Here is a 19,751-nt window from a genome sequence, read left to right on the forward strand (position 1 = left end):
CCCCCACCCCCGACGCGTACGCCCGCGCCGCCCGCGCGCTGGCCGACCTCCCGCGCAACGCGGCGCTCCAGGAGGCCCGGCGCACCGCCGAGGAGGCCAGGAAGCGGGACCTCGCCGAGCGCGCCCGGGAGACGGAGGAGCGGCAGGGCAGGCACGCCGCCACCGAGCCGTCCGGGACCGGAGCAGGCCAGGACCGCGGTCCGCAGGCCGCCCTGCCCGCGCCCCGGCCCGCCGCCCCCGTGCCCGCCGCGCGCCCGGTGCCGGCTGCCAGCGCGGTCGTCCCGTACGCGGCGTCCCGCCGGCACCTGGTGCCGCAGGGCAGCTTCGACTTCTTCGGTACGCACAAGGCGGTGCCCGCCGCGATCGAGCGCGCCGCGCTGGAGTCCGTGCAGAACGAGGACCTGGCCGACGTCGTGGGCGAGGAGGCGCTGGCCGCGCACCGCTCGGACGCGTCGCAGGACCGCGCCGTCGGCAAGGTCATCGACCTCACCGCGCACGACGAGACGGAGCAGCTGGACGTCGCGGAACTGCGTAGCGCGATCTCGTAACGCGCACCGCGACGGCGTACCGCATAAGGCAGCACGACGGCCGCCACCCGGAGTCCGGGTGGCGGCCGTCGCGTCGTTCCCGCCCGCCTACTTGTCGATGTCGCCGACGACGAAGAACAGCGAGCCCAGGATCGCGACCATGTCCGCGACCAGCGTGCCCGGCAGGAGTTCGGTGAGCGCCTGGATGTTGTTGAACGAGGCCGAGCGCAGCTTCAGCCGGTACGGCGTCTTCTCGCCCTTGGACACCAGGTAGTAGCCGTTGACGCCGAGCGGGTTCTCGGTCCAGGCGTAGGTGTGGCCCTCGGGGGCCTTCAGGACCTTGGGCAGCCGCTGGTTGACCGGACCCGGCGCCAGGTCGGCCATCCGGTCCAGGCAGGCGTCCGCGAGGTCCAGCGCGTTGTGCGTCTGCTCCAGCAGGCACTCGAACCGGGCCAGGCAGTCGCCCTCGGTCCGGGTGACGACCTTCAGGGTGTCCCGCAGCTCCCCGTACGCGAGATACGGCTCGTCGCGCCGCAGGTCGAAGTCGACGCCGGAGGCGCGGGCGATCGGCCCCGACACCCCGTACGCGTGCACCGCTCCGGCCGACAGCACGCCGACGCCCCGGGTGCGGCCCCGGAAGATCTCGTTGCCGAGGACCAGTCCGTCGTACACGTCCATCCGGGAGCGGACCGAGGCGACGGCGTCCCGGGTGCGGCCCAGCCAGCCGGCCGGCAGGTCCTCCTTGAGGCCGCCCACCCGGTTGAACATGTAGTGCATCCGGCCGCCGGAGACCTCCTCCATCACGGCCTGCAGCTCCTCGCGCTCGCGGAACGCGTGGAACACCGGGGTGATCCCGCCCAGTTCCAGCGGGTACGAGCCGAGGAACATCAGGTGGTTGAGGACCCGGTTCAGCTCGGCGAGCAGGGTGCGGATCCAGACGGCGCGCTCGGGGACCTCCATGCCGAGCATGCGCTCCACGGCCATCACGACGCCCAGCTCGTTGGAGAACGCGGAGAGCCAGTCGTGGCGGTTGGCGAGCATGATGATCTGGCGGTAGTCGCGGGCCTCGAACAGCTTCTCCGCGCCGCGGTGCATGTAGCCGACGACCGGTTCGGCGTGCTGGACGCGTTCGCCGTCCAGGACGATGCGGAGTCGGAGCACGCCGTGGGTGGAGGGGTGCTGGGGGCCGATGTTGAGCACCATGTCGGTGCTTTCGGCTGCGCCGCCGATGCCGATGGTCGTCTCCGTCATGGGGCGATTATTGCGTGCCGCGCCGTTGCCCGGGGCGCTGCCCCGGACCCCGCTCCTCAATCGCCGGAGGGGCTGACGACGTGGCTGAGCCAGCCGAAGTCGCCCAGGCCGCCTCTTGCCGTGAGTTCCGCCGCCTGGCCCGCCGAGGACAGGGCGCGGACGTACGCGGCCGGGTCCGTCGACGCCAGGGTCAGCGGGGGGCGTCCGCCGCTGATGCCCAGGGACGCCAAGGCCTCGCGCTGGGTGCGCAGTTCCGCGTCCGGCCCGCTCGCCGCCGCGCACGCGTCCAGCGCCACGTGCGCCGTCAGGTCGCAGCTCCCGTCCGGCACCGGCCGCACCTCGCGCCCGGCCCGGAAACCGGTGAGCGTGCCGTACGGCGGGCGCTCTCCGCGTAGGTGCGTGTAGTCCACGGCCACCGCGAGCCCGGCGGACAGGGACGACACCGCGTCCGCCCACGCCTCGTCGCGCGGGCGGCCGATCTCCGCCCGGCTGCCCGGACCCGCCGACGGCCACCAGCGGCGCAGCCACGCCGCGTCCGCGCCGGTCACCGGTGCGCCCAGCCGCTCCGCGCCGTCGGAGGTCCGCACCTCCACGTACCGGTCGACGCCCTCGGCGTCCGTCTCCGCCACGGACAGCGGCACGTTGTCCAGCCACTCGTTGGCGAACAGCAGCCCGCGCGTCCCGCGCGGCGGCTCGGCGCACCACTCCACCCGGAGGTCCAGGCCCTCCGGGCGGGCGGCGAGCTCCACGGCGTACGCCCGTACGGTGAGGCCCGCGCCGCCCTCGGCGGGCAGTGCCGCGAGCACGCCGGTCACCAGTTCCCCGCGCCCGGCGGCCATGTCGACCAGGTCCACGTCCGCGGTGCCCAGCTCCGCCGCCGTACGGACCAGCAGCCGGGCGACCGCCGAGGAGAACAGCGGGGAGGCGTGCACCGAGGTGCGGAAGTGGCCCGCGGGACCCTCGGGGCGCAGGTAGAAGCCCCCGTCGCCGTAGAGCGCGGCCTCGGCCGCCTCCCGCCACTCGCGCCACTCATCCATCACGTTTCCCAGTCTCCACCTTGGGGAGTACGGTCCCAGGACCCGGATCGACCCTTCGGCTGACCCGGCACCCCCTCGTCCTTCCCTACGCTGGGTTACGTGCAGCGCCTCTACGATTTCATCCGCAGACACCCGACGGGCGTCGACAGCTTCTGGGCTGTCTTCCTCCTCGGGCTGTCCGGCATGACCATCGTGGTCGGCGACGTCGGGCACGGCGGGCGTCTCGAACGCATCGCGATCGTGCCGGTCGTCATCGGTCTCTGCCTCGTCGTCGCCCTGCGCCGGCGCGCGCCGGAGAAGATGCTGCTGCTCGCCATCGCGATGGGCGTCCTCCAGCTGCTCTTCGGGGTGCGGCCGACCGTCGCGAACTTCGCCATGCTCGTGATCACCTTCACGGTGGCCACCGTCGGTGAGCGCTGGGCCTCCCGGCTCGCCCTGGCGTGCAGCCTGACCGCGGCCACGCTCTCCCAGCTCCGCTGGCCGAACGAGGAGGAGCCGACGCGCAGCTGGGCGCAGGCCGTGTTCGTCGTCGTCGTGATGACCGTGCCGTTCGTGCTGGCCTGGGTGCTCGGCGACTCGATGCGGACCCGGCGGGCCTACTTCGACCAGCTGGAGGAGCGGGCGGCCCGGCTGGAGCGGGAGCGGGAGGCCCAGTCGAAGGTCGCGGTGGCCGCCGAGCGGGCCCGGATCGCCCGCGAGCTCCACGACGTCGTCGCGCACAACGTCTCGGTGATGGTGGTGCAGGCCGACGGGGCCGCCTACGTCATGGACGCGGCACCGGACCAGGCCCGGCAGGCCCTGGAGACCATCTCCGGCACCGGCCGGCAGGCGCTCGCGGAGATGCGGCGGCTGCTCGGGGTGCTGCGGACGGGGGACGCGCAGGAGAGCGGGGAGTACGTCCCGCAGCCCGACGTCGAGCAGATCGAGGAACTGATCGACCAGGTCAGGGCGGCCGGCCTGGCGGTGGACTTCAAGGTCGAGGGGACCGCCCGCCCGTTGCCCAGCGGCGTCGAGCTGACCGCGTACCGCATCGTGCAGGAGGCGCTGACCAACACGCGCAAGCACGGCGGCCCGCAGGCCGGGGCCAGTGTGCGGCTGGTCTACTTCGACGACGGGCTCGGCCTGCTGGTCGAGGACGACGGCCGGGGCGCCGCGCACGAGCTGTACGAGGACGGGGGCGCCGACGGCGCCGGCCACGGCATGATCGGCATGCGGGAACGGGTCGGCATGGTCGGCGGCACACTGGACGCCGGACCGCGCCCCGGCGGAGGATTCCGGATCAGCGCACTGCTGCCGCTCAAGGCCGCGGACCACTGACGAGCCGGCCACTGACGAATGAGGAGAGACACAACCCCCATGGCGATCCGCGTGATGCTCGTCGACGACCAGGCGCTGCTGCGCACCGGCTTCCGGATGGTGCTGGCGGCACAGCCCGACATGGAGGTGGTCGCCGAGGCCGGTGACGGCGCGGAGGCGATCGAGATCCTGCGCTCCACCGCCGTGGACGTGGTGCTGATGGACGTACGCATGCCGAGACTGGACGGTGTCGAGGCCACCAGCCGCATCTGTGCGCAGCCGGACCCGCCGAAGGTGCTGATCCTGACGACGTTCGACCTCGACGAGTACGCGTTCTCCGGGCTCAAGGCCGGGGCCAGCGGCTTCATGCTGAAGGACGTGCCGCCGGGCGAACTGCTGGCCGCGATCCGCTCCGTGCACAGCGGGGACGCGGTCGTCGCCCCGTCCACCACCCGCCGGCTGCTCGACCGGTTCTCGCCGATGCTGCCCAGCGGTACGCCGGAGCCGCAGCACAAGGACGTCGCCAAGCTCACCGAACGCGAGCGCGAGGTGATGCTGCTGGTCGCCCAGGGCCTGTCGAACGGCGAGATCGCGGGCCGCCTGGTGCTCTCCGAGGCGACCGTGAAGACGCACGTCGGCCGCATCCTGACCAAGCTGTCCCTGCGCGACCGGGTGCAGGTCGTCGTCCTCGCGTACGAGACGGGCCTGGTGCGCGCCGGCGGCGCGGGCTGAGGCGCCGCCCGTTCAGCGCAGGATCCCCTCCAGGAAGTCGCTGCCGAGCCGGGCCACCACCGTCAGGTCCAGCTGGTGCAGGACGTACCGCCCCCGCCGCCGGGTCGTGACGAGACCGGCCTTCTTGAGCACCGAGAGATGGCGGGAGACCTCGGGCGGGGTGATCCCGTTGGTGTCGGCCAGTTCGCCGGTCGTGTACGGGGAACGCGCGATGTTCCGGCACAGCCGCATCCGCATCGGGTGCGCCAGCGCCTCCATCCGCAGCTGGAGCAGCTCCACCGAGGCGGGCGTGGGCAGCTCCGGCCGGTGCACCGGATAGTGGATCACCGGTCGCCAGCCCGGGGCGTGCAGCACCATCAGATGCGGCCAGCCGAAGCTGGTCGGGATCAGGGTGAGCCCGGGGCCGACGGCGGGATCCGTCGCGGTGGTCGCCCCCTCGACCAGCTTGTCGACGCCGATCCGGCCGCCGTCCGCGTCGAGCGAGAGCGCCGGCGAGACCGCCCGTATCGCCTCGGTGATCCCCTTGCGCCGCAGCAGGTCCGTCTTGTGCCGCGCGTCGGCCACCAGCTGGACGCGCGTCCGCTCCCAGGTGTCCGCGAAGAACGCCTGGTCGCAGTCCTCGAACAGGCGTCGCAGCCAGCGCCGTACGGGAGCGGGGTCGGCCAGCAGCCGCTTGGTGAAGTCGACCTGGCGCGGGCCGCGCGCCGCCGCCATGTCCAGCGCGCGGGTGCGGGCCTCCGTGTTGCGCAGCGGCGAGGCCGCGCCGGTCCCGTAGAACGCGGCACAGGTGAACTCCAGGGCGGCGGAGACGAACCGGTCGTCGTCGAGACGGTCCAGGATGTCCAGCTCGGCGGCGAGGCTGTCGCCCGGCATGCCGTCGCCGCCGACGACCCCGGCGGACGGCATGAAGATGTCCGAGAAGGTGTTCCGCCACAGGAACTCCGCCTCGTGCAGCCGGTCGGCGAGGTCGGGTTCCAGGGCCGTGGTGGTGGCCGTCGCCCAGCCGTGCAGACCCGGGTGGTGCCCCGGCTCGGAGAGCGCGTGCAGGGCCACCCCCAGCTCGACGAGCGGGGAGGTCCGGAAGACGATGAGACCGGGGTCGAGCCCCGCGATGTCGATGGAGACGCTCACCCGTCCATGGTGCCGGGTGGGTACGACAGTCCGGACGCGGATTGACGGCGGGCGTCAATCCGCGTCCTCGACCGGAGCCGTCCGGGGGACGGCTCAGCTCTTCCCCGGCACCCGCTCCAGAAGCGCGGCCACCGCGTCCCGTACGTCCCGGGCCGTCCACTCCAGCCCGGCCTCCGTCACGGTCACCTCGGTGAACGACACCCCGGGCGCACCGGTGCCGGGCGTGAACCAGCGGCGGAAGAGGGCCGTACCCGTCTCCTCCGCCTGCCGCACCGACGCCTCCGTCAGCTCGTCGGCCCCGTACGGCAGCCACACCTGGAACTGGTGGGTCTGCGGCGGCTCCGGACGCACCCGGAACCAGCCCGCGCCGGCCTGCGTGAACCCCTCGGTCAGCGCCTCGGCCACCACCTTGGCGTGGGCCACGTACGAGGGCAGCTTCGGCAGCTCACGGTCCAGCCCCGCCAGGGCCGCCACCGCCGCCGGGAACTGCTGGAACGGCAGGCCGCCGTACCGGTGCCGCCAGACGCGGGCCTCCTCGACCAGCGAGGCGGAACCGGCGAGCACGGCACCCGAGATCCCGCCGAGGGACTTGTAGAACGACACGTACACGCTGTCCGCGAGCGCGGCGATCTCCGGCAGCCCGCGCCCGAAATGCGTGGCGCACTCCCACAGCCGGGCCCCGTCGAAGTGGACCACCGCGTCCCGCTCGCGCGCGGCGGCCACCACGGCCTCCAGCTCCTCCCACGTGGGCAGCACGAAACCGGCGTCCCGCAGCGGCAGCTCCAGCATCAGCGTGCCGAACGGCTCCGGGAAGTCGCGGATCTCGTCCGCCGTGGGCAGCCGCGGGCCGGACGCCGGGTGGACGGTGCGCAGCCCGCTCACCACCCCCAGGGCACCGCCCTCGTGCACCTCGGGGTGGGCGAGGGGGTGGAGGGCCACGGTGGCGTTGCCGGTGCGGCCCGCCCAGCAGCGCAGCGCGACCTGCTGGGCCATCGTCCCGGTCGGGAAGAACGCGGCGGCCTCCGTGCCCAGCAGCCCGGCGACCCGCTGCTCCAGCTCGCCGACGACGCCGTTCCCGTAGATGTCCGCGGCCAGGCCGGGATCGGTGACCGCCCCGGCGTCCGCCGCCAGGGCGGCCAGCTGATCGCCGAGCGTGCCGTCCTGGGGAAGACGGGACAGGATGCGCCCGGCCTGTCGCCACGCGGCGAGCCGGCGCAGCCGCCAGGCCTCGCCGTCCCCGGCCGCGCCCTCGTCCGCCGCCCCTTCCTTCACCTGCGTGTTCATGTATGCCATGGGACGATCATCACGCAGAACGCCGGACCTGCCCAGGCGGTTTCCGGCGCCCGCCGAGCGCGGTATCCACAGCCTGTGGACAGCCGGAGTGGCGGGGCGGACGCTGGCGTAGCATGCAGAGGAATCGTCCGGTACCCCCCGCGGACTGGAACGGAAGGCCCGCAGTGTGAACGCAACAGCTCCCAAGGACCCCCTCGACGCGAGGGGCCGCCCCGCCCGGCTCACCGTCGGCGTGGTGGGGGCGGGCCGCGTCGGCCCCGCCCTGGCCGCGTCCCTCGCCCTCGCCGGACACCGCCCGGTCGCCGTCTCGGGTGTCTCCGACGCCTCCGTGCGGCGCGCGGCCGACCTGCTCCCCGACGTCCCCCTCGTCCCACCCGCCGACGTCCTCGCACGCGCCGAGCTGGTCCTGCTGACCGTCCCCGACGACGCCCTCCCCGGGCTCGTCGAGGGGCTGGCCGAGACCGGCGCCGTCCGCCCCGGACAGCTCCTCGTCCACACCTCGGGGAGGTACGGGACGAAGGTGCTGGACCCCGCGCGGCGGGCCGGCGCCCTGCCGCTCGCCCTGCACCCGGCGATGACGTTCACCGGTACCTCCGTGGACGTCCAGCGGCTGGCCGGCTGCTCCTTCGGGGTCACCGCGCCCGACGAGCTGCGGCTCGCCGCCGAGGCGCTGGTGATCGAGATGGGCGGCGAGCCGGAGTGGGTCGCGGAGGAGTCCCGTCCGCTCTACCACGCGGCCCTCGCGCTCGGCGCGAACCACCTGGTCACGCTGGTCGCCCAGTCGATGGAGCTGCTGCGCACCGCCGGGGTCACCGCCCCCGACCGGATGCTCGGCCCCCTGCTCGGCGCCGCCCTGGACAACGCCCTGCGCTCCGGCGACGCGGCGCTCACCGGCCCGGTCGCCCGCGGCGACGCCGGCACGGTCGCCGCGCACATCGGCGAGCTGCGCACCCACGCCCCGCAGGCGGTCGCCGGTTACGTCGCGATGGCCCGCGCCACGGCGGACCGCGCCCTCGCCCACGGCCTGCTCAAGCCGGAGCTGGCCGAGGACCTGCTCGGCGTCCTGGCGGACGGCGGCACCGGCCCGGACGGCGGCCCGAACCCTCCCGGCGACACCGGCGGCGGACCGGAGGAGTCCCGATGACCGCGACCACATCCGTTCCGGCCCTCCTGAACACGGCCGCCCAGCTGCACGCGTACGCCCCCGAGGGGCGGCGGGCCGTCGTCATGACAATGGGCGCCCTCCACGAGGGCCACGCCTCCCTGATCCGCGCCGCCCGCGCCCACGCGGGCCCGGCCGGGCAGGTCGTCGCCACCGTCTTCGTCAACCCGCTCCAGTTCGGCGAGGCCGCCGACCTCGACCGCTACCCGCGCACGCTCGAAGCCGATCTCTCGGTGGCCGGAGCGGCGGGCGCCGACGTGGTCTTCGCGCCCTCCGTCGACGAGGTCTACCCGGGCGGCGAGCCGCAGGTCCGGATCTCGGCGGGCCCGATGGGCGAGCGGCTGGAAGGGGCGTCGCGCCCCGGCCACTTCGACGGCATGCTCACCGTCGTCGCCAAACTGCTCCACCTCACCCGCCCCGACACCGCGTTCTTCGGGCAGAAGGACGCCCAGCAGCTGGCCCTGATCCGGCGCATGGCCCGCGATCTGAACTTCCCGGTGGAGATCGCCGGCGTCGAGACGGTCCGGGAGCCGGACGGCCTCGCGCTCTCCAGCCGCAACCGCTTCCTCGACGCCCACGAGCGCCGCACCGCGCTCGCCCTGTCGCGGGCCCTGTTCGCGGCCCGTGACCGCCTCGCCGCCCAGCAGGCGCTGCACGCCCGTGCCCGGGCCACCGGGGCGACCGAGGACCGGGCCGCCGGGCTCAACCGGCTCGGCGAGGCCCGTCTCGCGGCCGACGCCCAGGCGGTGGCCCGCGCCCGCCCGGACGCCGGACCCGCCGCTGTGCGGGCCGCCGCCCGTGCGGTCCTGGAGGACGCGGGCGCCGCGAGCCCGCCGCTCGACCTGGACTACGTGGCGCTCGTGGACCCGGCCGACTTCACCGAGGTCCCCGACGACCGGACGTCCGGCGAGGCGATCCTGGCCGTCGCCGCCCGGGTCGGTGCCACCCGCCTCATCGACAACATCCCCCTCACCTTCGGATTCGGAGCGACATCGTGACCGGAATACGGCTGACCGCCCCCGCGCCCGGCTGGTCCATCGACGCCGACGTCGTGGTCGTCGGCTCCGGAGTCGCCGGGCTCACCACCGCGCTGCGCTGCGCGGCGGCGGGCCTCGCCACCGTCGTCGTGACCAAGGCCCGCCTGGACGCCGGCTCCACCCGCTGGGCCCAGGGCGGTATCGCCGCGGCGCTCGGCGAGGGCGACACCCCCGAACAGCACCTGGACGACACCCTGGTCGCCGGCGTCGGCCTCTGCGACGAGGCCGCTGTGCGGACCCTGGTCACCGAGGGCCCCGGTGCGGTGCGCCGCCTCATGGGGACCGGCGCCCGTTTCGACACCGCCGAGGACGGCTCCGTCGCGCTGACCCGCGAGGGCGGCCACCACCGCCGCCGCATCGTGCACGCGGGCGGCGACGCAACCGGCGCCGAGGTCTCCCGCGCCCTGGTGGAGGCGGTCCGCGCGGCCGCCCTGCACACCGTCGAGAACGCCCTCGTGCTCGACCTCCTCACCGACGCCGAAGGCCGTACCGCCGGGGTCACCCTGCACGTCATGGGCGAGGGCCAGCACGACGGGGTCGGCGCGGTCAACGCCCCGGCCGTCGTCCTGGCCACCGGCGGCATGGGCCAGGTCTTCGCCGCCACGACCAACCCCTCGGTCTCCACCGGCGACGGCGTGGCGCTGGCGCTGCGGGCCGGCGCGGAGGTGGCGGACCTCGAATTCGTCCAGTTCCACCCCACCGTCCTCTTCCTCGGCGCCGGCTCCGAGGGCCAGCAGCCACTGGTCTCGGAAGCGGTACGGGGCGAGGGCGCCCACCTCATCGACGCCTCCGGCACGCGCTTCATGCTCGGGCAGCACGAACTGGCGGAGCTGGCCCCGCGCGACATCGTCGCCAAGGCCATCACCCGCCAGATGCAGCTCAACGGCACCGACCACATGTACCTCGACGGCCGCCACTTCGGCGCCGAGATGTGGGAGCAGCGCTTCCCGACCATCCTGGCCGCCTGCCGGGCCCACGGCATCGACCCGGTCACCGAGCCCATCCCCGTGGCCCCCGCCGCGCACTACGCCTCCGGCGGTGTCCGCACCGACCTGCGGGGCCGTACGACCGTGCCCGGCCTGTACGCCTGCGGCGAGGTCGCCTGCACCGGGGTGCACGGGGCCAACCGCCTCGCGTCCAACTCGCTGCTCGAAGGGCTCGTCTTCGCCGAGCGCATCGCCGCCGACATCGTCGCCGACCGCCCCCGCGCGGGCGAGGCCGTCGACCGGGAGCCGGTGCTCTCCCCGCTCCTGGCCCCCGAGGCCCGGACCACGATCCAGCGGATCATGACGCGCGGCGCGGGTGTCCTGCGCTCCGCTCCGAGTCTCACCACGGCCGCCGGCGAACTGGAGGACCTGCACCGCAGCGCCTGCCTGAAGGCCGGGGCCGCCGAGCCGAAGAGCGCGGAGCCCGGGGTCGAGGCGTGGGAGGCCACCAACCTGCTGCTGGTCTCCCGGGTCCTGGTCGCCGCCGCCCGGCAGCGCGAGGAGACCCGCGGCTGCCACTGGCGCGAGGACCGGCCCGAGCGCGACGACGCGCAGTGGCGCCGCCACCTCGTCGTACGGCTCGACTCCGACCGGAGCCTCGTCCTCCGTCGGACGGATACCGAGGCGTTCGGGCCCGTGGACGCGCCCGGGGCAGCAGACTGCGCAGCGACAAGCACCACCCACCCCACTCCCGAGGAGCCGTAACCGTGAGCACGCCCGAAGAGAATCCGCGCCCCACTCCCGTGGACGTACCGCTGATCCGGGTCGGCGCGCCCGCACCCGCCGCGGGCGGCTGCGGCGACGGCTGCGGCTGCGGTGGCGAGGAAGAGTTCGAGGAGTGCGGGCTCGACCCCGCGCTCGCCCAGCTCCTCGCCGACTCCGGCCTGGACCCCATCCAGGTCGAGGACATCGCGCACCTGGCCATCGCGGAGGACCTGGACGGCGGGGTGGATGTCACGACCGTCGCCACCGTCGCCGAGGACGCCATGGCCACCGGTGACTTCACCGCCCGCGAGGCGGGTGTGGTGGCCGGTCTGCGCGTGGCGGAGGCGGTCCTGTCGATCGTGTGCACCTCCGAGTTCGAGGTCGAGCGGCACGTCGAGGACGGCGACCGCGTCGTTCCCGGCCAGAAGCTGCTGACCGTCACCACCCGCACCCGCGACCTGCTCACCGGCGAGCGCAGCGCCCTCAACCTGCTCTGCCGGCTCTCCGGGATCGCCACCGCGACCCGCGCCTGGGCCGACGTACTGGAGGGCACGAAGGCCGAGGTCCGCGACACCCGCAAGACGACCCCGGGCCTGCGCGCCCTGGAGAAGTACGCGGTGCGCTGCGGCGGCGGCGTCAACCACCGGTTCTCGCTGTCCGACGCCGCGCTCGTCAAGGACAACCACGTCATCGCGGCCGGCGGGGTCGCCGAGGCGTTCAAGCGGGTCAGGGAGGAGTTCCCGGACCTGGCGATCGAGGTCGAGGTCGACACGCCGGCCCAGCTCACCGAGGTGCTGGACGCGGGAGCCGACCTGATCCTGCTGGACAACTTCACCCCGGCCGAGACCGCCGACGCGGTCGCCCTGACCGGCGGACGCGCGGTCCTGGAGTCCTCCGGCCGGCTCACCCTCGACTCGGCCCGCGCCTACGCGGAGGCCGGCGTGGACTACCTGGCGGTCGGCGCGCTGACCCACTCCTCGCCGATCCTGGACATCGGCCTGGACTTCCGCGACACCGACGGGGCCGGCGCCTGATGCTGCTCACCATCGACGTCGGGAACACCCACACCGTCCTCGGCCTGTTCGACGGCGAGGAGATCGTCGAGCACTGGCGGATCTCCACCGACTCCCGCCGCACCGCCGACGAGCTCGCGGTGCTGCTCCAGGGCCTGATGGGCATGCACCCGCTGCTCGGCATGGAGCTGGGCGACGGCATCGAGGGCATCGCGATCTGCTCCACGGTCCCGGCCGTGCTGCACGAGCTGCGCGAGGTGACCCGCCGCTACTACGGCGACGTCCCCGCCGTGCTCGTGGAGCCGGGCATCAAGACCGGGGTGCCGATCCTGATGGACAACCCGAAGGAGGTCGGCGCGGACCGCATCATCAACGCGGTCGCCGCCGTCGACCTGTACGGAGGTCCGGCCATCGTCGTCGACTTCGGCACGGCCACCACCTTCGACGCGGTCTCGGCCCGGGGCGAGTACACCGGCGGCGTCATCTCGCCCGGCATCGAGATCTCGGTCGAGGCGCTGGGCGTCAAGGGCGCCCAGCTGCGCAAGATCGAGCTGGCCCGGCCGCGCAGCGTCATCGGCAAGAACACCGTCGAGGCCATGCAGGCGGGCATCATCTACGGCTTCGCCGGCCAGGTCGACGGGGTCGTGGAGCGGATGAAGAAGGAGCTGGCGGCCGACCCGGACGACGTCACCGTCATCGCGACCGGCGGCCTTGCTCCGATGGTGCTCGGCGAGTCCTCCGTCATCGACGAGCACGAGCCCTGGCTGACCCTCATCGGACTGCGCCTCGTGTACGAGCGCAACGTGTCCCGGTTGTAGCGAACCGGCCCTGACCGGCGGTTCCCCGCGCGGCGGCTCCCCGGAGCCGCCGCGCCATCGACGACCAGTTAAGCGGATTTTGTCCCTTTAGCACGTATTGTCGCGTCATGCCCACGCCCTACGGATCACGCGGCGGTATGGCGTTCAGCGCGGACGAGCTGCGAGTGCTCCGACGCGCCCTCGCCTTCGCCCTGCACCCCGCGCCCCTGCCCGACGAGGATGTCCAGGACTGCCTGCGGCTGGCGGGCTCCGTGGACGAGGCGGTCGACGAGGCCGGACGGCTGCGCGCCTTCCTCCTCGCCGACCTCGCCCGCTACCGCGACGCCCTCCCCGGCTCCCTCGCCGGCTACCTGGAACTCCTCCAGGACGCCCTGGCCGCCGGATACGACCCCCGCCCCGAGGACCTGGCCGCGCTGCGCGCCCTGCGCGGCGGCCCCCTCGCCGCCGCGCTCCTGGAGCGCTGCCGGACGATCGCGGAGCGCTCGGTGCGCGCCCGGCTCGCCGGACGGGCCGTGCACGCCACCGCCCCGGCACCCCGCAGCCGGCTGACCGCGCTGCCCGGCGGGCGCGCCGCCGAACCGGACAAGCCGAAGGCCCCGCCGGCCCCGGCCCCGGCCCGTCCCGTACCGCCGTCCGAGCGGCCGGCCCCGAAGCCCTCGGAGGTCTTCCCGCCGCGCCGGCCCGTCCCGCAGCCCCCGCAGCGCGCCGCGGGGTAGGGCCTCTCCGGAGGCCCGGGAGCGGCTCGCTACTCTGGACGGCATGGACTACGTATCCGCGCTCGTGCCCCCCGTGGTGATGGCCGCCTTCTTCATCGGCCTGGTCGTGACGATCGTCAAGAGCCAGGGCGGTCCCAACAAGGCCAAGGAGGACGCGGCCGTGGACGCGGCGATCAGCCGCGCCGAGTCGGTCCACCAAACCCCGCGCGCCGAAGGGGCCTGACCCTCCCGAGGCGCGTTACGGCGCACCCGCGTACGAAAGGGCGTGCGGCTCCCGAGGAGCCGTACGCCCTTTTGCTGTGTGAATAGCTACGCATTCCAGACATCTGGCACTAAGGTGACGCTGTGCCCCGTCAATTGGGAGAGCTTGAGGACGCCGTGATGACACGGGTCTGGGAATGGAACCGTCCGGTCACTGTGCGGGAAGTCCTGGAGGACCTTCAGCAGGAGCGGTCCATCGCCTACACCACCGTCATGACGGTAATGGACAATCTCCATCAGAAGGGCTGGGTCCGCCGCGAAGTGGAGGGCCGCGCATATCGATATACGGCCGTCTCCACCCGTGCCGCATACGCCGCCGCCCTGATGAACGAAGCCTGGTCGCGCAGCGACAACCCGGCGGCCGCGCTGGTCGCGTTCTTCGGGATGATGTCGGCCGAGCAGCGCGAGGCTCTGCGGGACGCGATGCGGATCGTTCTGCCCACTCTTCCCGAGGACGGCGCGGAGCCCGCCGCCGAAGCCGCGGAAGCGGCCGATGACGCGGGACCGCAGTCCGGGCGATAGCGTCTGTGTATGTCCTCAGAGCTTCCGCAAACCGATTTGCAGACCGAACCGTCGGTTATAAACATGGCCATCACCGTCCGGCGCGCACGGACGAGCGATGTGCCGGCCGTCCGCCGTCTCCTCGACGGCTACGTGCGCGAAGGCATCCTCCTCGACAAAGCCACGGTGACGCTTTACGAGGACATCCAGGAGTTCTGGATCGCCGAACGGGACGAGGACGCCTCGGTCGTCGGCTGCGGCGCACTGCACGTGATGTGGGAAGACCTGGCCGAAGTCCGTACGCTCGCCGTCGACCACGGCATCAAGGGCGCCGGAGTGGGGCACCAAGTCCTCGACAAGCTGTTGCGGACCGCCCGCTGGCTCGGCGTCCGCCGGGTTTTCTGCCTCACCTTCGAAGTCGACTTCTTCGCGAAGCACGGCTTCGTGGAGATCGGAGAGACGCCGGTCGACGGAGATGTCTACAGTGAGCTGCTGCGTTCCTATGACGAGGGTGTCGCGGAGTTCCTGGGTCTCGAACGAGTGAAGCCGAACACCTTGGGCAACAGCCGGATGCTTCTGCACCTGTGACCGCGGGAAGAAGGGCGATCCCTATGTCCGAATCGCGCACGTTTCCCGTCCTGTTGCGCCGCTGAACCTCTCCCGGGGGTTTGTGTTTTCCGGGGAAAAGCGGTTTCCTTTCCGCGTACTCCATTTTCGATGAAAGGAAATCCGGTGGCACAGAAGGTTCAGGTCCTTCTTGTTGACGACCTCGACGGTGGCGAGGCGGACGAGACGGTGACGTTCGCGCTGGATGGCAAGTCCTACGAGATCGACCTCACCACCAGCAACGCGGACAAGCTGCGTTCCCTTCTCGAGCCCTACGCGAAGAACGGCCGGCGTACCGGTGGCCGCGCGGCGTCGGGACGCGGCAAGGGCCGCGCCGTCTCCGGTGGCAACAAGGACACCGCCGAGATCCGTAAGTGGGCCCGCGAGAACGGCCACAATGTGAATGACCGCGGCCGCGTTCCGGCGGAGATCCGCGAGGCTTACGAGAAGGCCAACGGCTGAGCCGCGGGCTCATCGGGGAACCCGCCCGCCCGTGCGCGCGTCAGCCGGGCGCGGTGGCATTCCGTCGCCACGGCGTCCACGAGCCGGACGAGGTCGGGAGCATCCCCACCCCTGCTCCCGAAGCCGGAGAAGGCCGGGAGAACCGGCGCTTCGTCCTGTTCCCGTGACGGCCCGGGGGGCCGCAGCCAGGTGGCGGCCCCCGGCTCCACCGGCCGGCCCGGCGGCGGCGGTGCGGTGATCCTGCCCCCCGCGCCCAGACCGGTCAGCGCGAGCGCGACCCCGCTCCACTCCAGCCAGTCGAGCAGCCCCGGCAGCTCCTCCGCGCTCCCCGGCGCCACCAGCAGGCTCATCCGCAGCCCCATGAGCGCCACCGGCCCGGTACGGCCCACCCGCCGCAGCGCGGCGTGTCCGGCGACGGCGGGGACGACCAGCGCGTCGAACCGCAGCCCGGTCAGCAGCCGCACCGGCGAACCGCCCGCCGTGGCCCAGCCGAGCTCCCGCTCGTACCACCCGCCCCAGGGCCCGCCCCGGGCATCACCGCCCCGCTCGGCGGACGGCGGGACGCGGGGTGGCGGGACGGTGGGGGCCATGTCGGAACAACCCCCGATCCACCCCCGGAGTTACGCAGTGCTTACGTGCGAACGCATAGGGTGTCCGGGTTGGGGGCGTACGGGCGCATTCAGGAGTACGAAGATGTTCGCCCGTAGCGGAGGGAACCCGCGTACGCCGCATGGACTGTCTGTAATTGCGGGTAAGACATCCCTAGTGGGGAGGGGCGACACGCACGCCATGCCTGTCTCACGTTCGCCATCGGCGTACTGGCGACTGGGGTATTGGCCTGGCCTGCGGGAACATCGTCTCGCACCATCGGGTTGGAGGAGTTGTCGGCGTTCGGGGCGGGGGAACCGCCAGGAAGCAAGGCCGGGTGTCGGCAGTTGAAATGAGCGGTCCCCGCTTGCGGGACTAAGCTGCGGAAGGACAGGGAGGGGACCGACCCCTTACTGCCTGACCGCTCTGAGGAGCGATTAACGATGTTCGAGAGGTTCACCGACCGCGCGCGGCGGGTTGTCGTCCTGGCTCAGGAAGAAGCCCGGATGCTCAACCACAACTACATCGGCACCGAGCACATCCTCCTGGGCCTGATCCACGAGGGTGAGGGTGTCGCCGCTAAGGCCCTGGAGAGCCTCGGGATTTCGCTCGAGGCGGTCCGCCAGCAGGTGGAGGAGATCATCGGTCAGGGCCAGCAGGCCCCGTCCGGCCACATCCCCTTCACGCCCCGAGCCAAGAAGGTCCTGGAGCTGTCGCTCCGCGAGGCCCTCCAGCTCGGCCACAACTACATCGGCACGGAGCACATCCTGCTCGGCCTCATCCGCGAGGGCGAGGGCGTCGCCGCCCAGGTCCTCGTGAAGCTGGGCGCCGACCTGAACCGGGTGCGCCAGCAGGTCATCCAGCTGCTGTCCGGCTACTCGGGCGGCAAGGAGGCGGCCACCGCCGGCGGCCCCGCGGAGGGCACGCCCTCCACGTCGCTGGTGCTCGACCAGTTCGGCCGCAACCTCACGCAGGCCGCTCGCGAATCCAAGCTCGACCCGGTCATCGGGCGCGAGAAGGAGATCGAGCGGGTCATGCAGGTGCTCTCCCGCCGTACGAAGAACAACCCGGTCCTCATCGGCGAGCCCGGCGTCGGCAAGACGGCGGTCGTCGAGGGCCTGGCGCAGGCCATCGTCAAGGGCGAGGTGCCCGAGACCCTCAAGGACAAGCACCTCTACACCCTGGACCTCGGCGCGCTGGTCGCCGGCTCCCGCTACCGCGGTGACTTCGAGGAGCGCCTGAAGAAGGTCCTCAAGGAGATCCGCACCCGCGGCGACATCATCCTGTTCATCGACGAGCTCCACACCCTGGTGGGTGCGGGCGCCGCCGAGGGCGCGATCGACGCCGCGAGCATCCTCAAGCCCATGCTGGCGCGAGGCGAGCTGCAGACCATCGGTGCGACCACGCTCGACGAGTACCGCAAGCACCTGGAGAAGGACGCCGCTCTCGAGCGCCGCTTCCAGCCCATCCAGGTCGCGGAGCCGTCGCTGCCGCACACCATCGAGATCCTCAAGGGTCTGCGCGACCGCTACGAGGCCCACCACCGCGTGTCCATCACGGACGAGGCGCTGGTCCAGGCCGCGACGCTGGCCGACCGCTACATCTCGGACCGCTTCCTGCCGGACAAGGCGATCGACCTGATCGACGAGGCCGGTTCCCGGATGCGCATCCGCCGGATGACCGCGCCGCCGGACCTCCGCGAGTTCGACGAGAAGATCGCGGGCGTGCGCCGCGACAAGGAGTCGGCCATCGACTCCCAGGACTTCGAGAAGGCGGCCTCTCTCCGCGACAAGGAGAAGCAGCTGCTGGCGGCGAAGGCCAAGCGCGAGAAGGAGTGGAAGGCCGGTGACATGGACGTCGTGGCCGAGGTCGACGGCGAGCTCATCGCCGAGGTCCTCGCCACCGCCACCGGCATCCCGGTCTTCAAGCTGACCGAGGAGGAGTCCTCGCGTCTGCTGCGCATGGAGGACGAGCTCCACAAGCGCGTCATCGGGCAGAAGGACGCCATCAAGGCCCTCTCGCAGGCGATCCGCCGTACGCGGGCCGGTCTGAAGGACCCGAAGCGCCCCGGTGGCTCGTTCATCTTCGCCGGCCCGTCCGGTGTCGGTAAGACGGAGCTGTCCAAGACGCTCGCCGAGTTCCTCTTCGGCGACGAGGACGCGCTGATCTCCCTCGACATGTCGGAGTTCAGCGAGAAGCACACGGTCTCGCGTCTCTTCGGTTCGCCCCCCGGTTACGTGGGCTACGAGGAGGGCGGGCAGCTCACCGAGAAGGTGCGCCGCAAGCCGTTCTCCGTCGTCCTCTTCGACGAGGTCGAGAAGGCCCACCCCGACATCTTCAACTCCCTGCTCCAGATCCTGGAGGACGGTCGCCTGACCGACTCCCAGGGCCGGGTCGTGGACTTCAAGAACACGGTCATCATCATGACGACCAACCTCGGGACCCGGGACATCTCCAAGGGCTTCAACCTGGGCTTCGCCGCCCAGGGTGACGTCAAGACCAACTACGAGCGGATGAAGGTCAAGGTCAACGAAGAGCTCAAGCAGCACTTCCGGCCCGAGTTCCTCAACCGTGTCGACGACACCGTCGTCTTCCACCAGCTCAGCCAGGAAGACATCATCGAGATCGTCGATCTGATGATCGCGAAGGTGGACGAGCGGCTCAAGGACCGTGACATGGGCATCGAGCTCAGCACGGACGCCAAGAAGCTGCTCGCGAAGAAGGGCTACGACCCCGTGATGGGCGCCCGGCCGCTGCGCCGGACGATCCAGCGCGAGATCGAGGACGTCCTCTCCGAGAAGATCCTCTTCGGTGAGCTGCGCCCCGGCCACATCGTGGTCGTCGGCAGCGAGGGCGAGGGTGACGAGCAGAAGTTCACCTTCCGCGGCGAGGAGAAGTCGGCTCTGCCCGACGTCCCGCCGATCGAGCAGGCGGCAGGCGGCGCCGGCCCGAACATGTCGAAGGAGGCGTGACAGGCGGCTGCTGCCCTTCCCGGCAGTAGCGCCCGAACGTCCGAAGGGGCGGCCCCGGAACGGTTTCGACCGGTCCGGGGCCGCCCCTTTTCGGCATGCCGCGCCGCTCTCCGTGCGGCGTGCGCACGGTTTCCTCCGTGCGCACGGCACCGTTTCCTCCGTGCGCTCGGCACGGTGACAGCCGCGTCACAGGAACGTCCCGGTCGCGTTCGCTACGCGCGTTGGCAAAAAATCGCTGGTTAGTCTGGCCCGGCCTCGGGCGTCCTGCCCGGGGAAGGTTTTTCGTTCGCAAACGAAGGACTCGGAGATGGAACGGCGAGGGGGATGGGGCACGCCATGGGCAGAGGCGACGTGTCGCGCAGGCGGATGATCAGGCTGGCCGGGGCCGGAGCGGGGCTGGCCCTGCTGGGCGCCGGGGCCGCGGCCTGCGGGCCGGTGGAGGAGCCGGCCGGGGGTGGTGACCTCGGCGCGGGACCAGATCTCCTTGCCGGTGGTCAGGTCGCGGGCCACCAGGGGGTCACCGGAGACGAGCACCACGTCGTCGACCACGGCGACGGCGGATATCCAGGCCAGTCCGTCGAACGTCGTGGTGTGCTGCCAGGCGGGCTCCGGCTTCCCGCCCGGTGCGGGCGCCGCGCCCCCCGGCTTCTCCGAGCC

The 19,751-nt window shown here is 72.5% G+C and carries 18 protein-coding genes and 2 pseudogenes; 14 read left to right on the forward strand and 6 right to left on the reverse strand.

Annotation, left to right across the window (positions count from 1 at the left end; genetic code table 11):
- Window positions 1-548: pseudogene (locus tag EAO73_RS05105) on the forward strand (hypothetical protein); the annotation flags it as partial.
- A gap of 87 nt (window positions 549-635) precedes the next feature.
- On the opposite strand, the gene EAO73_RS05110 reads toward EAO73_RS05105, so the two are convergent.
- The gene (locus EAO73_RS05110; RefSeq protein ID WP_147970284.1) at window positions 636-1,778 is read right to left on the reverse strand and encodes an NADH-quinone oxidoreductase subunit D; all 1,143 of its coding nucleotides are present in this window, start codon (window positions 1,776-1,778) and stop codon (window positions 636-638) included.
- Between the two features lie 56 nt (window positions 1,779-1,834).
- Window positions 1,835-2,818 (reverse strand): SAM-dependent methyltransferase, encoded by a 984-nt coding sequence (locus EAO73_RS05115; protein ID WP_191133943.1) that lies wholly within the window; start codon window positions 2,816-2,818, stop codon window positions 1,835-1,837.
- Window positions 2,819-2,914: 96 nt separating this feature from the next.
- Between EAO73_RS05115 and EAO73_RS05120 the strand changes: the two genes are divergently transcribed.
- On the forward strand, window positions 2,915-4,132 hold the full coding sequence (locus tag EAO73_RS05120) for a sensor histidine kinase (protein WP_147970285.1): 1,218 nt from the start codon (window positions 2,915-2,917) through the stop codon (window positions 4,130-4,132).
- 39 nt (window positions 4,133-4,171) lie between these two features.
- Window positions 4,172-4,843: a response regulator gene (locus tag EAO73_RS05125; protein WP_147970286.1), complete on the forward strand. Its 672-nt coding sequence runs from the start codon at window positions 4,172-4,174 to the stop codon at window positions 4,841-4,843.
- A 12-nt stretch (window positions 4,844-4,855) separates the two neighbouring features.
- Here the strand turns inward: EAO73_RS05125 and EAO73_RS05130 are convergent, their stop codons facing one another.
- Together EAO73_RS05130 and EAO73_RS05135 are read right to left on the reverse strand one after the other, a co-directional pair.
- Window positions 4,856-5,974 (reverse strand): DUF5937 family protein, encoded by a 1,119-nt coding sequence (locus EAO73_RS05130; protein WP_147970287.1) that lies wholly within the window; start codon window positions 5,972-5,974, stop codon window positions 4,856-4,858.
- Between the two features lie 93 nt (window positions 5,975-6,067).
- The gene (locus tag EAO73_RS05135; protein ID WP_147970288.1) at window positions 6,068-7,267 is read right to left on the reverse strand and encodes a threonine aldolase family protein; all 1,200 of its coding nucleotides are present in this window, start codon (window positions 7,265-7,267) and stop codon (window positions 6,068-6,070) included.
- Between the two features lie 166 nt (window positions 7,268-7,433).
- Here EAO73_RS05135 and EAO73_RS05140 point away from each other — a divergent pair, with 166 nt between their 5' ends.
- The 10 genes from EAO73_RS05140 to EAO73_RS05185 all read left to right on the forward strand — a co-directional run bounded on the left by EAO73_RS05140 (window position 7,434) and on the right by EAO73_RS05185 (window position 15,534).
- On the forward strand, window positions 7,434-8,411 hold the full coding sequence (locus EAO73_RS05140) for a Rossmann-like and DUF2520 domain-containing protein (protein ID WP_147970289.1): 978 nt from the start codon (window positions 7,434-7,436) through the stop codon (window positions 8,409-8,411).
- Window positions 8,408-9,427 (forward strand): pantoate--beta-alanine ligase, encoded by a 1,020-nt coding sequence (gene panC / locus EAO73_RS05145; RefSeq protein WP_147970290.1) that lies wholly within the window; start codon window positions 8,408-8,410, stop codon window positions 9,425-9,427. The genes EAO73_RS05140 and panC overlap by 4 nt, the downstream gene beginning before the upstream one ends.
- Window positions 9,424-11,157, forward strand: a complete 1,734-nt coding sequence (locus EAO73_RS05150) for an L-aspartate oxidase (RefSeq protein WP_147970291.1) — start codon at window positions 9,424-9,426, stop codon at window positions 11,155-11,157. Before panC ends, EAO73_RS05150 begins: the two co-directional genes overlap by 4 nt.
- A gap of 2 nt (window positions 11,158-11,159) precedes the next feature.
- Window positions 11,160-12,191: a carboxylating nicotinate-nucleotide diphosphorylase gene (nadC, locus tag EAO73_RS05155; RefSeq protein ID WP_147970292.1), complete on the forward strand. Its 1,032-nt coding sequence runs from the start codon at window positions 11,160-11,162 to the stop codon at window positions 12,189-12,191.
- Window positions 12,191-12,988, forward strand: coding sequence for a type III pantothenate kinase (locus EAO73_RS05160; protein ID WP_147970293.1), 798 nt, complete (start codon window positions 12,191-12,193; stop codon window positions 12,986-12,988). The genes nadC and EAO73_RS05160 overlap by 1 nt, the downstream gene beginning before the upstream one ends.
- A gap of 137 nt (window positions 12,989-13,125) precedes the next feature.
- Complete coding sequence (locus EAO73_RS05165) at window positions 13,126-13,704, forward strand: hypothetical protein (protein WP_147971395.1); 579 nt, start codon at window positions 13,126-13,128, stop codon at window positions 13,702-13,704.
- A gap of 43 nt (window positions 13,705-13,747) precedes the next feature.
- Window positions 13,748-13,927, forward strand: coding sequence for a hypothetical protein (locus EAO73_RS05170; RefSeq protein WP_093708238.1), 180 nt, complete (start codon window positions 13,748-13,750; stop codon window positions 13,925-13,927).
- A 122-nt stretch (window positions 13,928-14,049) separates the two neighbouring features.
- Entirely contained in the window at window positions 14,050-14,487 is a 438-nt protein-coding gene (locus EAO73_RS05175; RefSeq protein ID WP_147970294.1) for a BlaI/MecI/CopY family transcriptional regulator, read from the forward strand.
- A 9-nt stretch (window positions 14,488-14,496) separates the two neighbouring features.
- On the forward strand, window positions 14,497-15,054 hold the full coding sequence (locus EAO73_RS05180) for an amino-acid N-acetyltransferase (RefSeq protein WP_147970295.1): 558 nt from the start codon (window positions 14,497-14,499) through the stop codon (window positions 15,052-15,054).
- Between the two features lie 144 nt (window positions 15,055-15,198).
- Window positions 15,199-15,534 (forward strand): histone-like nucleoid-structuring protein Lsr2, encoded by a 336-nt coding sequence (locus tag EAO73_RS05185; RefSeq protein WP_147970296.1) that lies wholly within the window; start codon window positions 15,199-15,201, stop codon window positions 15,532-15,534.
- On the opposite strand, the gene EAO73_RS05190 is transcribed toward EAO73_RS05185, so the two are convergent.
- A complete protein-coding gene (locus tag EAO73_RS05190) occupies window positions 15,513-16,124 on the reverse strand; it encodes an SCO3374 family protein (RefSeq protein WP_147970297.1) in 612 nt (203 codons plus the stop codon). The genes EAO73_RS05185 and EAO73_RS05190 overlap by 22 nt on opposite strands.
- A gap of 441 nt (window positions 16,125-16,565) precedes the next feature.
- Between EAO73_RS05190 and EAO73_RS05200 the strand changes: the two genes are divergently transcribed.
- Window positions 16,566-19,094 (forward strand): ATP-dependent Clp protease ATP-binding subunit, encoded by a 2,529-nt coding sequence (locus tag EAO73_RS05200; RefSeq protein ID WP_147970298.1) that lies wholly within the window; start codon window positions 16,566-16,568, stop codon window positions 19,092-19,094.
- Between the two features lie 186 nt (window positions 19,095-19,280).
- Here EAO73_RS05200 and EAO73_RS36355 read toward each other — a convergent pair.
- Window positions 19,281-19,751 (reverse strand): annotated as a pseudogene (locus tag EAO73_RS36355) (hypothetical protein); the annotation flags it as partial.

Origin of the sequence: Streptomyces sp. col6 (assembly GCF_008042035.1) — a bacterium.
Taxonomy (GTDB): Bacteria; Actinomycetota; Actinomycetes; order Streptomycetales; family Streptomycetaceae; genus Streptomyces.

Bases quoted from the DNA above. Each gene is read 5' to 3' on its own strand.
- panC (WP_147970290.1), top strand. From the start codon at position 8,408: ATGACCGCGACCACATCCGTTCCGGCCCTCCTGAACACGGCCGCCCAG.
- EAO73_RS05180 (WP_147970295.1), top strand. From the start codon at position 14,497: ATGTCCTCAGAGCTTCCGCAAACCGATTTGCAGACCGAACCGTCGGTT.
- EAO73_RS05170 (WP_093708238.1), top strand. From the start codon at position 13,748: ATGGACTACGTATCCGCGCTCGTGCCCCCCGTGGTGATGGCCGCCTTC.
- EAO73_RS05200 (WP_147970298.1), top strand. From the start codon at position 16,566: ATGTTCGAGAGGTTCACCGACCGCGCGCGGCGGGTTGTCGTCCTGGCT.
- EAO73_RS05165 (WP_147971395.1), top strand. From the start codon at position 13,126: ATGGCGTTCAGCGCGGACGAGCTGCGAGTGCTCCGACGCGCCCTCGCC.
- EAO73_RS05160 (WP_147970293.1), top strand. From the start codon at position 12,191: ATGCTGCTCACCATCGACGTCGGGAACACCCACACCGTCCTCGGCCTG.
- EAO73_RS05110 (WP_147970284.1), bottom strand. From the start codon at position 1,778: ATGACGGAGACGACCATCGGCATCGGCGGCGCAGCCGAAAGCACCGAC.
- EAO73_RS05135 (WP_147970288.1), bottom strand. From the start codon at position 7,267: ATGGCATACATGAACACGCAGGTGAAGGAAGGGGCGGCGGACGAGGGC.
- EAO73_RS05125 (WP_147970286.1), top strand. From the start codon at position 4,172: ATGGCGATCCGCGTGATGCTCGTCGACGACCAGGCGCTGCTGCGCACC.
- EAO73_RS05190 (WP_147970297.1), bottom strand. From the start codon at position 16,124: ATGGCCCCCACCGTCCCGCCACCCCGCGTCCCGCCGTCCGCCGAGCGG.